The sequence below is a fragment of the Acidovorax sp. genome (genome assembly GCF_046314175.1).
Classification (GTDB): Bacteria; Pseudomonadota; Gammaproteobacteria; order Burkholderiales; family Burkholderiaceae_C; genus Acidovorax.
In genome coordinates, this window is sequence record NZ_JBKBXG010000065.1 from 14,435 (window position 1) to 29,351 (window position 14,917).

The following is a 14,917-nucleotide window of genomic DNA, read 5'->3' on the forward strand; positions in this document are numbered from 1 at the left end:
CCGTTTTCCAAGTTTTCAAGGATGGGTTTATGAGCATCGTTTCCAATGCATTGCTGAGCGAACAAGAAGTCATTATTCGGGAGTCTGCCCGGCGTGTCGCGACTGAAGTGGTGGGTAGCACGGCCGCCGAACGTGATCGCACGGGGGCTTGGCCACACGACGAAATCAAGGCAGTTGCCGACGTAGGCTTCATGGGCATGCTCGCCCCGCCAGCACACGGCGGTTCCGGGCTTTCATTTGTGGAGTATTGCCTGGCTATTGAAGAATTCGCAGCGGCCGATGGTGGCTTCGCCACCATGATGCACGTCCACAACTCAGCTGCGCACGTGTTACGTAGTTTTGGAACCGAACAACAGATGGCCCGCCATCTGCCGGATCTGGCCAGTGGCAAGCGCATTGGTGCCTTTTTATTGTCAGAGCCCCATGCAGGCTCGGATACCGCAGCCATCCGGACCACGGCTAAGCGGGACGGCGACGTTTATGTGATCAATGGCAGCAAACAATGGATTTCCAACGGCAGTGAAGCGGGCTTTGCGCTCGTCGTGGCAGCAACTGCGGAACCAGGTGCCCGTCACCGCTTCAGCCTGTTCATCGCGGACCCTGAAGATCCAGGCTACCAATGCTTGCGTATCGAAAGGAAGCTGGGCCAGCACACGGCCCACACGGCTCAGATTCAGCTGGACAACATGCGTGTTCCAGTTCAGAACATGATCGGCGAGGAAGGGCGCGGGTATGGCAAAGCACTATCGCTGTTGTCCGATGGGCGCATCGCAATCGCCGCCCTGGCCATCGGCATTGCCCGTGCAGCGTTGGAGGCGGCCATCCGCTACGCCAAAGAGCGCGAGGCCTATGGCAAGCCACTCACCGAACTGCAGGCCATTAGCTTTGATTTGGCGGAAATGGCCATGCAGGTTGAGGTGGCGCATCAGTACATGCTGTATGCAGCTCGTCTTACGGATGCGGGCCTGCCAACCAGTAAGGAGGCCTCCGTTGCTAAACTCTATGCCAGTGAAATGGCTGAAAAGGTTTGCTCTGCGGCGCTGCAAGTGCATGGTGGCTACGGGTATGTCAACGACTTCCCGGTCGAGCGCTATTATCGCGATGTGCGCGTTACAAAGATCTACGAAGGCACTAGTCACATTCAAAAGTTGATCATTGCGCGCAGCATCCTGGCTGGCTGATGAGCACGGCCTTTCTCCGCAGCCCTACCGGCGAAAGCAGTTCGAAACCATTTGCCTCAGTTAGCGATACGAATGCCCGCAAGGAATACAACATCAATGAGTACGCAAATTGAGGCAAAACCCAAGTCACGCCCACGCGATCCTGCAAAGAGATCGGGCAAGGGCGCGAAATGGAACAATGCGGTCAGCGGCGCGGATGAGCAGTACCAGCTCAAAAAGCAAGCTGTCATTGCGGAAGCTTCGCGCGCATTTGGCCGCCATGGGTACAAGAATGTCTCCTTGGACGAGATTGCAAAAACGCTCAACGTCACCAAGCCTGCCCTTTACTACTACTTCAAGAACAAGCAGGAACTTGTCTACGAATGCCACGAGCTTGCCATGCATTTGGGAGATCGCGTCTTGCAAGACGCGATCGCTTCGGAAAATACTGGTTTCGGTCGGATCTCGGTCTTCATTAAGAACTACATCTCGTTGCTAACGGATGAAATGGGCGCACCGGCGATCCTCCAGGATTTCTCCGGTATGACTGTGGCGGATCAGAAAAAAATCACTTTGCGTCGGCGAAAGTTTGATCAAGAGCTGCGCAAAGTGCTCGAGGGGGGTGTTCAGGATGGTTCCATTGCCCCGTGCAACGTGAAATTGGCGGTGTTCTGGTTCATGGGCGCTGTTAGCTCGATTACCCAATGGATGCATATCGATGGCAGCCTTGGAAGCGACGAAGTGGCCGATATTTTTATCGGTTTTCTTGCGCATGGTATTCGTCCCAATCAAGGGTGAATCTGCTTACTTGTCGCATTCCGGGCGACTATATGGTCGCGTCTGGACCAGGTGCGTATAAGACCCCCGAGCCACTCTTTTATTGTCGGCATAGGCATCTTGCTGCCCAGCGCTAGCTGGGGTCTCAGCGGTTGATCCCTGATGATTGCGATAAAGGTCAGGTTGCGGCGGAAGTCGACATTGACCAAGAAAACTTGGACGACCGCACGCAGCCTTTTGCTGTCGTTCAGCCGTCAAGTACGAACGGCAGCACCCAGCCTAAAGCCGCCACGCCTGAAGGTTCAGGGTTGGATGTCGTCAACTTCTGTTTGCATTCGAACGAAACTTTCTAGCTGACTAAGACGAGCCAATCCGGCCTGAGCAACATCGAAGCTTGGGCAATGTTCGATGCCGTACAGCAACTTGACATGGCACTTCCTAGGATCGTTGGTCTCGGACTGCCTAAGCTGCCTACTGCTGTTCCAGAATCTCCAGAGCCTCTTTCGCAATCGCCAGCGAGAGTTCCTCATGAAGAATCCCAGCCTTTAGCACCAAGTGTTGCAAACGACGTTCGCGACTAGGCTCCTTGCCGATGAAGTCGCGCCGTTCAATGCGCTGGTAGATGTCAAGCTTGGCCTGGTGCATCGCCTGCAGTCGGGCGATTTCCTTCTCAAGCCCCGTGGGGCCAACCGCAGCCTCGGCGCGCAGGCGCACCATGAGCTCGTCGCGCAGGGGCGTGGGGTCCTGCTGCTCGGCGATCCAGCGCCGGAGTTCCTTGCGACCTGAAGGCAGCAGGCGGAACTGGCGCTTTCGGCCGCGGCCCGTCTCCGCGGGCAAAGCCTCGATCCATCCTGCTTCCTCCAGCCGTGCCAACTCGCGGTAGATCTGCTGGTGCGTGGCGTGCCAGAAGTAGCCGATGGACTTGTCAAAGCGCTCGGCGAGCTCCGAGCCCGAGCAGGGGTGCTCGACAAGGGCAGTGAGAAGGGCGTGGGGCAGGGACATCGAAAGGGTGCGCCGGGAGGAAACTGCAAAGGCCGCCATCTTGCCTGAATCGGGAGGGTTCTTCATTGTTTATGCAACCAGTTGCATAAATGCGGGATACTGGCTATATTTGTGCAACTGGTTGCATAAAAAAGAAAGAGACCTGCGATGAACGCCATCCTGAAACCCGCCCCGGCCCCGCTGAAATCTCCGGCTGACAGCAATAGCCCCTATCCACACCTGCATGCCCCGCTGGACCTGGGCTTCACCACGCTGAAGAACCGCGTGCTCATGGGCTCCATGCACGTGGGGCTGGAGGAGGTGGCCAACGGCTTCGAGCGCATGGCAGCTTTCTATGCCGAGCGCGCGCGCGGCGAGGTCGGGCTCATCGTCACGGGCGGCATTGCACCCAACGAGCGCGGTCGGCCCATGCAGGGCGGGGCCATGCTGGTCAACGAGCACGAGGCCGCGCAGCACCGCAAGGTGACCCAGGCCGTGCATGCTGAGGGCGGCAAGATCGCGATGCAGATCCTGCACTTCGGTCGCTATGCCTACCACCGCGACCTGGTGGCCCCGAGCGCGCTGCGCGCACCCATCAACCCCCACGTGCCGCATGCGCTCACCGCTGATGAGGTGGAGCAGACCATCGAAGACTTCGCGCGCTGCGCCGCGCTGGCCCAGCACGCGGGCTACGACGGGGTGGAGGTCATGGGCTCCGAGGGCTACCTGATCAACGAGTTCATCGCTGCGCGCAGCAACCACCGCGATGACGCCTGGGGCGGCAGCTACGCCCACCGCATGCGCTTTCCGGTGGAGATCGTGCGGCGCACGCGCGAGCGCGTGGGGCCGAACTTCATCATCATCTACCGCCTGTCCATGCTCGACCTGGTGGAGGGCGGCTCCACGCTGGCCGAGGTGATCGAGTTGGCCCAGGCCATCGAGGCGTCGGGCGCCACCATCCTGAACACCGGCATCGGCTGGCACGAGGCACGTATCCCCACCATCGCCACCAAGGTGCCGCGCGCGGCCTATGCGTGGGTGACAAAGCAGGTGATGGGGCAGGTGGGCATACCGCTCATCACCTCCAACCGCATCAACACGCCCGAGGTGGCCGAGCGCCTTCTGGCCGAGGGCTTTGCCGACATGGTCTCCATGGCGCGGCCCCTGCTGGCCGATGCCGACTTCGTGCGCAAGGCGCGCCAGGGCCGGGCCGACGAGATCAACACCTGCATCGCCTGCAACCAGGCCTGCCTGGACCACACCTTCGGCGGCAAGATCACCAGTTGCCTGGTCAACCCCCGCGCATGCCACGAGACGGAACTGGTCATCGCCCCCACCGCCGCCAAGAAGCGCATCGCCGTGGTCGGCGCCGGTCCGGCCGGCCTGAGCTTTGCTGTCACGGCCGCCCAACGCGGCCATGCAGTGGTGCTGTTCGATGCGGGCAGCGAGATCGGCGGCCAGCTCAACATCGCCAAGCAGGTGCCGGGCAAGGAGGAGTTCTACGAAACCCTGCGCTACTACCGCCGCCAGCTGGAGCTGCACGGTGTGGAGGTGCGCCTGAACACCCGAGTAGAAGCGGCCGACCTGGCGGGCCAGGGATATGACGAGGTGGTGGTGGCCACAGGCATAAAGCCGCGCACCCCGGACATCGAAGGCATCGACCACCCCAAGGTGCTGAGCTACCTGGACGTTCTGCGCGACAAGAAGCCGGTGGGCCGGCGCGTGGCCATCATCGGCGCGGGCGGCATCGGCTTCGACGTGGGCGAGTACCTCACGCACGAAGGCGAGAGCGGCGCGCTGGCACCTGCCAAGTTCAATGAGGAGTGGGGCATCGACCCCGCCTATGCCCAGGCCGGCGGTCTGCGCCCTGCACAGGTGGAAGCCCCCGCGCGCCAGGTGCACCTGCTGCAGCGCAAGAGCAGCAAGGTCGGCGATCAGCTGGGCAAGACCACGGGCTGGATCCACCGCACCTCGCTCAAGGCGCGCAACGTGGGCATGAGCTCGGGCGTGGCCTATGAGCGCGTGGACGATGCGGGCCTGCACATCACCATCGATGGCGGCGCACCCCAGGTGCTCGACGTCGACCACATCGTAGTCTGCGCCGGCCAGGAGCCGCTGCGCGCGCTGTACGACGCGCTGGTGGCCGCGGGCCAGAGCTCCCACCTCATCGGCGGTGCCGACGTGGCGGCCGAACTCGACGCCAAGCGCGCCATCCTGCAGGGCACGACGCTCGCCGCATCCATCTGACTGATTTTCGATTTATCCCCAGGAGACACACCATGACCGAAGCACCGAAGAACATCCACCCCGCCGTCGCCCGCTCGCTCGACACCTGGCACCACATGGTGGCCAGCCGCGACCTGTCGAACCTGCTCTCCATCGTGCATCCCGACGCGGTGTTCCGCTCGCCCATGGCGAACACGGCTTACACCTCGGCCCCGGCGCTGATGCTGGCCCTGTCCACGGTGATCCAGGTGTTCGAGGACTTCACCTACCACCGCCAGCTGGCCACCGACGACGGCCTGAACATCGTGCTGGAGTTCAGCGCCCGCGTGGGCGACAAGCAGCTCAAGGGGATCGACCTGGTGCGCTTCAACGAGCAAGGCCAGATAACAGAGTTCGAAGTCATGGTGCGCCCTTTGAGCGGCCTGCAGGCCCTGGGTGCCGAGATGGGGGCGCGGCTGGGCGACAAGCTTCCGGCCTTCAAGGCAAAGGCTTGAAGCGTTCGTAAAAGAAAAGACAGGAGACAAAGCCCATGACCGCCACCACCGCACCGCCAACTTTCGCGCCTTGGGAGAGTTCCTACCCGCCAGCCCTGCGCAACTACCAGCTCGACTTGGCGGCGCTGCCCGCCAATGCTGCGCAGCTGGCCACGCAGGCCGCGGCGGACCACGGGGACCAGCCCGCATTCACATTCGTACTGCCCACGGGCGCGAACGTGGTGCGCAGCTTTCGCGAGATCGATGCCCTGTCGGACGCCTTCGCCGTCTGGCTGGTGCGCGAGCAGGGCCTGCAGGTGGGCGATGTGCTCGCGCTGCAGTTGCCCAACAGCCTGCACTATCCCATCGCGGTGTTCGGTGCGTGGAAGGCCGGGGTCATCGTGACCAACGTGAACCCGCTGTACACCGGGCGCGAGCTGCGCCTGCAGCTCGAAGACAGCGGCGCGCGGCTGCTGTTGGTGTGCGACATGTTCCTGCCGGTGGCGCGGCCTGTTGCAGAAGAGTTGGGATTGCCGGTGTTGACGGCCAGCCTGTGGGACTTTTTTGAGGAACCCGTGGCCTCAGCCATCCGCGCCAAGATGGCGGGGCCTGCCGACCCCGCCGCGGTGCCGCTGCCGCGCATGGTCGATGCGCTGGCGCAGGGCAAGGCGCTGGCACCTGTCGACCACCGCAGCCACCCCGTGGCGGTGTATCAGTACACGGGCGGAACCACCGGGCGCAGCAAGGGCGCGGTGATCACGCACGGCAACATCCTGGCCACCCTGCGCATCACGCGCGATTTTCTGGATGCCTACGACGGCCCCCAGCGCGGCGAGACCATGCTCACCGGGCTGCCCATGTACCACGTGTTCGCTTTCATGGTGAACTTCCTGGTGTTCTTCCAGGTGGGGGCGCGCAACCTGCTGGTGCCCAACCCGCGCCCCATGTCCAACCTGCAAAAGACCTTCGAGCAGTTCGACGTGCAGTGGACCGCCGGGGTGGACACGCTGTTCGCTGGCCTGATGGCCGAGCCCTGGTTCCAGGCCAGCCCACCGAAGCTGCGCTACGCGTTTTCGGGTGGCACGGCCTTGCGTACATCGACCGCGCAGGCCTGGCAGGCGCTGGTCTGCCCCATCATCGAAGGCTATGGCATGACAGAGACGTCCTGCATCGTCTCGTGCAACCCGCCCTCGGCCACGCCGCGCCTGGGCACCGTGGGTGTGCCCATGCCTGGTTGCCGCGTGCGCGTGGTGGATGATCAGGGGCGCGACCTGCCCCAGGGCGAGCGCGGCGAGCTGCTGGTGCGGGGCCCGCAGGTCGTGGCCGGCTACCTGCATGCGCAGGCCGACAGCGCCAGTGCGATCAAGGACGGCTGGCTGCACACGGGCGATATCGCGCAGCTGGAAGAGGGTGGCTACATCCGTATCGTGGACCGCAAGAAGGACATGATTTTGGTCTCGGGCTTCAACGTCTACCCCAACGAGGTGGAGGACGTGCTGGCCGCCCACCCCGGCATCGCCGAGGCCGCCGTCATCGGTGTGCAGGATGCCGCCACCGGCGAGGCCGTACGCGCCTTCGTCGTGCCGCGCAACCCCACGCTCACGGTCGAGGACGTGGAGCGCCACTGCCGCACCCAGCTCACGGCCTACAAGGTGCCGCGACAGATCGTCTTCCGCGATCAACTGCCCAAGTCGCCGGTGGGCAAAATCCTCAGGGCTTCGCTGCGCGAAGCAATGTGATCGTGGTCTGATGCGCGCTGCGGCTCTTGCAGACTCGATTTACAGGTACGGCGGCAATGCAGCGGGAGCTGCCGGTCAACCCTGAAAGGTCGCACTGCAACATGGCCGGCGTTGGAAGCCGCACAGCGGTCATTCGATAGCGCCAGCGATCGACCCATAGCAGGCGTTCCGCGCCCGCGGGAAGCGGTCCATCGTGGGGTGCAACTTTGTTCGGCGGTTCTCCCGGCGCGCACACTGTCAGTCTGTCAGTATGTGTCGGTAGAGGCCGTGTCATGAACGGCCTGCTGTCGATATTGGCCGGACTGAAGAAGGCGAAACCAGCGGTGATCCGCCACCGGGAGTGTTGTAGTCAGGCGATTGACGATGGCACTCGTGCGCGCGCCACAGTTATCCGGCCAGACCACAGCCGCACTTCTTGAACTTCTTGCCTGAACCACAGGGACAGGGCGAATTGCGCCCGATCTTTACTCCAGCGGAAATCGGCGTGTCTTGTCTGATGGCCAGAGGACGCACTCCGGGGCGCCACTGCTGCAGCGGATTGGCTTTGATCCGCGCGATCAGTTGGCGTTGGCTCGCGAGGGTCATCCGGGCCTGGGGCGTTAGGCCGGCCGCGTACACCTGCAGCCGCTCCATCTCGCTCTCAGCCTCTGCGTGCAAGCCGCAGTAAGCCAGAACGACGGCGTACTGCGCACGGACATCCAAGTGTCGATTCAGCAGTTGGTTGTCCACGACCACTGGCATCACGTGTTGCTCAAGAATCTCCCGCGCGCCGACGAAATCATGTCGTGCGACGAACTCGTCAGCGAGGTCTTGCCCGACACGTATCAGCGAGTCGATGGCGCCGGCGATACCGTAGAACTTCATGGCATGGATTCGCGCGAATGGCGCGAGCACGTGCAACTTGCCGGCCACCATGGCTTTGAGTTCGAGCGCATCCGCGAGTCGCTTGATGTCCGCGTGATCAAGTCCCGGCTTGTTGATGAGCGCCCAGAGCGCGGCTTGCTTCGCGCCGACAACCTGCTCGAGCCGAATGCCGAGAACCGCGAACGTCTCGTCGATCACCTGATCGACCACGCCCATCGCGCTTTCGTAGCGCTCAAGGCGAAAGAGCGCCGCTGCCGCGTTGTAGAGGAAAACCCGTCGGTGGACAGGCTTGTCCGGCAATCGGCTGTCCAGCTCGCGAATCGCGCGCCAAACCCCCTCCTCGTCACCTTGATTCGAGAAATGGAGCATGCGCTTCATCAGGAAGGACAGAACTTCCTCCTCACCGAGCGCGCCGCTATCGATTAATTGCTCCATCGCCTCCAACCTAGGCGCCAGACGATCCATGTGCCCGAGCTTCATGTCCGAGAAGACCAGACCATCGAGAGCCCAGTACCGCTGCTCCGGATCTGATTCGTTTTTGGCGACCAGCGTCTCCAGACCGTGCCAGACCTCTACTGCCACGCCCATTTCGTGGAACATCTCTTCGCCGATAAGGTCCACCAGCGTCTTGACGTCCCCAGTGGCCAGCAGCAGCCGCGTGTAGAGCGAGAAGCGCGCCGTGTTGCGATCACGATTGAACGCCATGACCATCAGATCCTTGAGGGCAACACGAGCCCGTGATGCGACCTCTGCGGGCATGCCCGACAGGTGCTGGCTCCCGACAACACGGATGGCGTCATGCAGTCGGATCTCCTTGTTGCCATAGATCTCCACCACCCCAGCGGGTCGCAGTGACCGGATCACTCCAGCAACCGCTTGCTCGTTCATCTCAAGGGCCGCGTCCAGCAGCTTGTTGATCTCGGCTGGTAGCAGGCCAATATCGGACAGGCTCAGCACCGCAATCGTCTGTTGTGCGGCGGGGTGAAATGCGTAGAACACCTTCGCCAAGATGACCTCTTGTGCGGTCTGGGTCAGGTTCGTTAACGCTTCGACGGCGTCGCACATCTGGTCGATGCGCCCTGAGTACTCTTCGCGAGCAATCGTGACGGCACTCCTGACGAACAGAGGCATGCCAGCCGTCAGTATCTTCAGGCGCCCCATGGTGACCGCATCCCCTCGACACCCCCAACCGACAACCGCCGCCGCAACATCGTCAACACCCCACCCCTTCAGCGGCTCTCGCGTCAATCCCAGAAGGGCTTCGATCTCGGGCAACGTCCCAAGCGGCTGCGCCAGGAGCACGAACTTCAGCGCCGACGTGGCATCGATCATGCGCTTGAGGCTATCAGCCGAAACACAATGCACGTTGTCCAATACAACGGTCGGCGAGAGCCTCAAGCGCTCGAGATAGATGTCCAACTGGCGAAGTGACTCGACGCCAGTGGCGCCCGGCAGCAAGATCTTGCGCACCGCATCTGGTCCGGCGCCGGCCAACTTGGCGGCCAGCTCACGCACCAGCGAGAGGGCGAGGGCCTCCCCCGGCGTCTCGGCGCAATCGAAGTACGCGCAGATGTGCCTGCTCAAGGCGGCCGCCTGTGAAGCCCACGCAGTCTTCCCGGCGCCCGAGAAGCCGGAAACGATCCGGACTCGGGAGCTCGAGTCGATTTGAGGTTCGTTCTCCTGCGGGCGGTACTGCTCGGGCGGTGCCGGGAAGTCCTGCAGTTGGATCAGGATCTGGTCCAGCAGTGACGGGAAATCCGCGACCAAGAAGGTGTGATCCGCATGGGGCGCTTCCCCGGCGGCCGCAGCCTGGACGCGGCCGGCCAGTTTCCAAACGAGGGAGTCGGGCGCCAGCATCGCAAGTGGGACTGCGGTGGCTCGGTCGACGCACCATGCGACTGCCTCATCGATATTCGCCCAAGCCGGTGGAAGTTGCCCGAGGTCACCAGAACACACGCGGCCTGGCCACAGGATCTCTACGTCGCCCGCCAGCTTTCCTGTCTCGACCTGTTCAGCCAATGTCGGCCCTAAGGCTCGGTTGACCACCACCACGCACGTTGCGCGCCCCTGCCGACGGCCCTGCTGGTGCTCTTGCCGCAGGCTATCGAATCGTTCCATCGTCGAGTTGATGTCGGCCGGCATGATCGGCTGGCTACGCGTCTTGACCTGGATGTAGCAGCGCCCCGCTGGTGTGACGAGCTCGATATCTTCGTCCCGCTCGACAACCACGGACGTAGCGCCGGTCTGTTCTGAAGTCAGAAGGCACGCGGCAGCATAGAGATGCTGATAGAGGAAGCCCCGGTGTACCGCCGCAATGCGGATCTCCTGGGCTGGATCGAGCGTCGGGGTGTGGGGCATATGGGAAAGAAGTCTTGGTTTCGGTCCTCGCGGGGGGCATTTGCCAGCAGTAGCTGATCACCCCATCTGGGATGCAACACCTATCCTGCCCACGGCTAACGGCAGAGCGAGCGTACATGTCATTTTGGGGCTCGCCGCCCAGCCGTACCTCAACCAACGCCGGACCGATGCGCTCGAAAGCCAACTTCCCGGGCGGCTCTACTCTATATTGGGCGACTTCAACACCAAGACAGCGCGGGGCAACGATTCAGCGCCTTACCCAGGGATCCGACGGATGGCAGGACAACGATTGACGGGAGCGGCTGCGCAGACCGAGGCCATGCGGGCGCTGGCCCACTCTCGTGCCGGCATCGAATCGTCCCTGGCGCCCTTCGAGCCAAGAAGCACATTCGCGGTCTGGTTCTCGACCTTCCGTGGCATCGAAGAGCTGATCAACCTACCGGGAGAACTGCGTGGCGAGCCGCTCCTCGACGAGATTGGTGGACTGGCTCTCCTGGACATGGCCGGAGCCCTCAGGGCACTGCCATCCATCAAAGCAGGACTGGAGTCACGCTTCTCCCGATTGGTGGCGAAGAGGCTCATGCAGACGCTTATTCAACTGCAAGCCATCGCCCTGTCGTTTGCAATGCATCAGCTGCCTGCAGCTCGGGAATTGGCAACCGTCGGTACGGCCATCGGCTACCTACAGTCCCGCCGTCGGCATCTACTGGCTTTCCTTCACACGATTCCTGGTGTCTGCCGAGGAACTCAGCGGCTGCACGAACTGGACGGCCTCAACCAGTTCCTCTACCTCATTGAGACCGCCGGCCTGGGGACAACGTCAATGCATCACAACCTGATGCTGGCCCTGGTGTACCCGGACTTCGCCTTAGATGTCGACGCGGTGGGAATCTTGGCAAGTCACAGCTTCAACGGACTGGACGCGTTGTTTCTGGAGCCCGAGCGAACAGCCATCACCGAAATGGCCGATGTCGACCTCAGCGTGGTGAAGCGTGTTTCAGTAAACCGCCGACTGATTTTTTCCAAGGCCGAGCTGGAGAACAATCTCGCGCTCATGGCCGCGGCGTATGCGGAGTTCAACCTCCACAAAACGTCATTTGGTCAGTTGGCCGCGTTCATCCGCAGCTTGCTCTCTCTCGTTGTGGACGAGTATTTCGTTCGGCTGACAGTTAAGCGCTTCGACGAGTTGTGTTCCGAGCAGAAGCTACCCGACGCCCTTATAGGGGCGCTTGTCGTTCAAGGCGCCGACTACGTCGACAACACCAGCACTTACGCGCCGTTCACGCGTGTCGGCGGCGACCTAGTCACTTCGATTACCCTGCTCAATCGATTCGCGAACCACTGGAAGAGTGTCTGTCTGAACCGCGTTCGTCGATATCAAATCCGCTCTGGATTCATCTTCGAGAAGTCGGTCAAAGCAGCTCTGCGGACCCAAGGATTCGACGTTACGGAGATCAAGAGAGTGGAGCGCGCGGAGTTCGACGTCGTTGCGACGCTCGACGGCGTGATCTACAACGTTCAGTGCAAGAACAACCTCGTTGACTTGAATCGGATCGAGACCGACGTACGGAGGTTCGTTCGCTACAACCGCTCTCTTGACCTGGCCTACAGGAAGGCCCTCGCGAAGGAGCGCGCGCGCGAGCAAACGCTCTTGCGGGAGTTGGGCCTTACCGCAATCAAGCACTTCGTTGTGAGCCGCTATCCCGTTGCAACGCAGAACCCCTACGTTTTGGCCTTCGGCGAAATCTCGCGGTTCAGGGATATTGCGGTCGGGACGTGAGACCGATAGCTGTCCGGCAGCCGGCTGGCGAGTAGCTGGGGTTATTCCGGTCGCCCGAGTGTCTGTATTGCGTCGCGATACTGAACGACTGTTTGTGGCCGGTCGAGCCCGACGACTTTCCGAATTGCTTGTCCTACACCTGCCGCTCAGGAGGTGCCCTCCTGAACGCCCGCTTTTGGTCGATGCAGGTGGCCGACGCGGCACCCGCACCCGACCACAAGGGGAAGTTCGCGAGTGACTGCTTCAGTTAGGCTATCACTCAACATAGAAATACGAGTTCTCTGATGCCGCAATATCTCCGAACCAGCAGTGTCCGACTCATTGAAGCCAGCCAGGAAGCATTGCATCTGGCATTTGTCGGATTGGGATTGCCTGCACGTCAAGAGCTTCGCGTTGGGGCTGCACAATTCGCTGCGTCGGCGGGGCTTATCGGTGTTGCGGTTGAACAAGCGCTGTCCGCCATATTGGTGCAGGTGCTGGGCGAAGATGCGTTGATGGCGAGTCGGACTCAATTCAAGTCTGCGCGTGAAGTGCTTCAAGACGTTCGATCTCTGTTGGTAGCCCCTCCGCCGCGGGCTTCGTTCCTGACCTATGGTCTTCTAGACGCTGCTGCTCACCGCCAGGAACTCCACAGAGCCACAGAAGGATTCACGCTCATTATTGGCGAACGTGCGGCGGGCCTTCACGCAGGTCAAGGTCCATCGCGTGCCGTCGCCATGGTGCAGGCGCAGAAGGTGCTTGTCTTTTACGACCTGTTAGCGCGTTCGAGCCGCGTCCGACCGTATCTTGAACAACGTCCTCGCTCGCCAGAAAGCACACTTGATACAGAGGTCATTGTCGATGACTTGGCTCGGCGCTTCATCGAAGCTGAAACGCTGGGGGAGCGGAGCGCCGCCCTGCGGTCCCTGTTTCTTGTACTTCCTGAGGTTCCGGCGACAGCTCCCGAGTGGTTGGACGCATTCGACCGATCTGCTGTGGCGCCAACGAACGATGACATCAACCTCTTACTTCAGACGCTGGAACGTGCAGCGCCAGTCCGATTCCATCGGCTAAATGCTGGTGGCCAGGGTTTGCCGGTCGCCGTGCGGCCCAATGATGCGAACGCGCTTCCAATAGCGCCCCACCACCTACGTCGGGCGTTTGGTGATGTGCTCGGACAATTCGACGCTTACGTCGGCACGGCGAATGGACGTCTGAACGATGGACATCTAGACGTGCCGCCCGAGAGCTTCCTGCTCGACTTGTGGGTCTTTGGACCCAACCAACTCATTCAAGAGTTAAATCGCGAGCGACTGACGGCGCATGAGGCGTGGCCGTTCATCGTGACGGCGCTATCGTCACCTAGGATCAATCGTCCATTCTGGTTCCTGGTCTCAATGGTGGATGACCTGGGGCAGCTTGTCGCCCAGTTGGGCCGAGCGTTCGCTATCGGTGGCGGGGGGCATCTTCGGCAGCAGCAGGCTCCTACGCTTGAGGCGATTGACGCGCTGCGTCGTGGGCAAGTGCTTGCGTTAAATAATCCGATCGTGGCTACTGTGCGTTCGGCCTACGCCGAAGCTAGTACCCGTCGGCAGGCTATTGCTCCAGCCATTGAGCGTAATCGTGGAACGGCACGAGACGCTGGACCTGAAGCCGAGGCCGTCCTTCGCCGAGTTTCCGAAGGCGAATTGGTTGCGGGACAAGCGTTTGAAACGGTCATGGGCTTACCCAATCAAGAGGCAAAGCGATATTGGACGCGTCTTCTGGCTGAGTCGGCGTCTGATCCCGAGGACCGAGAGATGTTAGTTAGGATTCATCGCGATGATGACCTAGTGCCCGCCCAGTCTGCGGCCCGAAAGGCGATGAAACTCATTGACGCAGTTAGCTACGGACCTCAGGTTGAACTCGAGTAAGCATATGGCGCTTCGCGCTTGCAATCAGAATAGTTCCGAGCACAGGGCAAGAAGCAAACACGTACCCGCTGTTCAACGACCGCTCTGCGGTGATGACTTCTGCCAAAGAGTGTCAGCAATGGGTCGATCGCTGACCCCGGTGAATGCCCGCTGATGGGCCTCCAACCCTCGCTTGTATCGCGATGAGGTCGACGATTCGTAACCGACAGCTCCCAGCCTGATTAAGACCTTAAATCGACTCGGGTAAAACCGGAGAGAAGCATGCGCCTGCCTCGAACTCAGTTTCGAGGCGTAGCGCACTTCGTCTATGCAAAGTGGCCTCGCAGTAGACCTGAAGTTTGGCAGAGTGAAGGTGTCATTGCGACGCTTTGGCAACCACGACTGGTATCGTGTGCTGGTCTGGTCGGTCAGGTAGAGGTGAAACGCGTGGTCACCTTGCCGTGGGCTCAGTGGTCAAGTGCATCTGGTTTCTGCACTGACGAACCAGACTGGAAAACCACCAAAGGACAGATATGCCTCTGAATCAAAGAGCCGTAAAACGCCGCAGTGAACCCACTGGAACGACCGTCATAGATCGCCACTACCGATTCGCTTTGCCGAAGGAGATGGACTGGAAGGTCGGAACCCGGGTGTACTTCTCCATCATCAAGAGTGTCGCCGCCCGAGG

Annotated in this window: 9 protein-coding genes; 7 read left to right on the forward strand and 2 right to left on the reverse strand. The window is 61.3% G+C overall.

All coding sequences use genetic code 11. The features are described 5' to 3' along the window. Window positions 1-29: 29 nt before the first annotated feature. Complete coding sequence (locus ACK4OE_RS17760; RefSeq protein ID WP_066788828.1) at window positions 30-1,181, forward strand: acyl-CoA dehydrogenase family protein; 1,152 nt, start codon at window positions 30-32, stop codon at window positions 1,179-1,181. A 96-nt stretch (window positions 1,182-1,277) separates the two neighbouring features. After that, window positions 1,278-1,958 (forward strand): TetR/AcrR family transcriptional regulator, encoded by a 681-nt coding sequence (locus tag ACK4OE_RS17765; protein WP_066788831.1) that lies wholly within the window; start codon window positions 1,278-1,280, stop codon window positions 1,956-1,958. A 450-nt stretch (window positions 1,959-2,408) separates the two neighbouring features. Here ACK4OE_RS17765 and ACK4OE_RS17770 read toward each other — a convergent pair whose 3' ends face one another. After that, a complete protein-coding gene (locus ACK4OE_RS17770; protein WP_066788839.1) occupies window positions 2,409-2,939 on the reverse strand; it encodes a PadR family transcriptional regulator in 531 nt (176 codons plus the stop codon). A gap of 147 nt (window positions 2,940-3,086) precedes the next feature. Here ACK4OE_RS17770 and ACK4OE_RS17775 point away from each other — a divergent pair, with 147 nt between their 5' ends. Genes ACK4OE_RS17775 through ACK4OE_RS17785 form a run of 3 tightly spaced genes read left to right on the forward strand, consistent with a single transcriptional unit; the run spans window position 3,087 to window position 7,356 of the window. Beyond that, complete coding sequence (locus ACK4OE_RS17775) at window positions 3,087-5,165, forward strand: NADPH-dependent 2,4-dienoyl-CoA reductase (RefSeq protein WP_066788834.1); 2,079 nt, start codon at window positions 3,087-3,089, stop codon at window positions 5,163-5,165. A gap of 32 nt (window positions 5,166-5,197) precedes the next feature. After that, complete coding sequence (locus ACK4OE_RS17780) at window positions 5,198-5,638, forward strand: nuclear transport factor 2 family protein (RefSeq protein ID WP_007854945.1); 441 nt, start codon at window positions 5,198-5,200, stop codon at window positions 5,636-5,638. Between the two features lie 35 nt (window positions 5,639-5,673). Further along, on the forward strand, window positions 5,674-7,356 hold the full coding sequence (locus tag ACK4OE_RS17785) for an AMP-binding protein (RefSeq protein ID WP_067511704.1): 1,683 nt from the start codon (window positions 5,674-5,676) through the stop codon (window positions 7,354-7,356). A 387-nt stretch (window positions 7,357-7,743) separates the two neighbouring features. On the opposite strand, the gene ACK4OE_RS17790 is transcribed toward ACK4OE_RS17785, so the two are convergent. Beyond that, window positions 7,744-10,578, reverse strand: coding sequence for an SEC-C metal-binding domain-containing protein (locus ACK4OE_RS17790; RefSeq protein WP_066784837.1), 2,835 nt, complete (start codon window positions 10,576-10,578; stop codon window positions 7,744-7,746). Between the two features lie 274 nt (window positions 10,579-10,852). Between ACK4OE_RS17790 and ACK4OE_RS17795 the strand changes: the two genes are divergently transcribed. Both ACK4OE_RS17795 and ACK4OE_RS17800 read left to right on the forward strand, forming a co-directional pair. Next, window positions 10,853-12,358: a hypothetical protein gene (locus ACK4OE_RS17795; protein ID WP_260668948.1), complete on the forward strand. Its 1,506-nt coding sequence runs from the start codon at window positions 10,853-10,855 to the stop codon at window positions 12,356-12,358. 284 nt (window positions 12,359-12,642) lie between these two features. Next, window positions 12,643-14,250 (forward strand): hypothetical protein, encoded by a 1,608-nt coding sequence (locus ACK4OE_RS17800; RefSeq protein WP_260668947.1) that lies wholly within the window; start codon window positions 12,643-12,645, stop codon window positions 14,248-14,250. Window positions 14,251-14,917 lie beyond the last annotated feature (667 nt).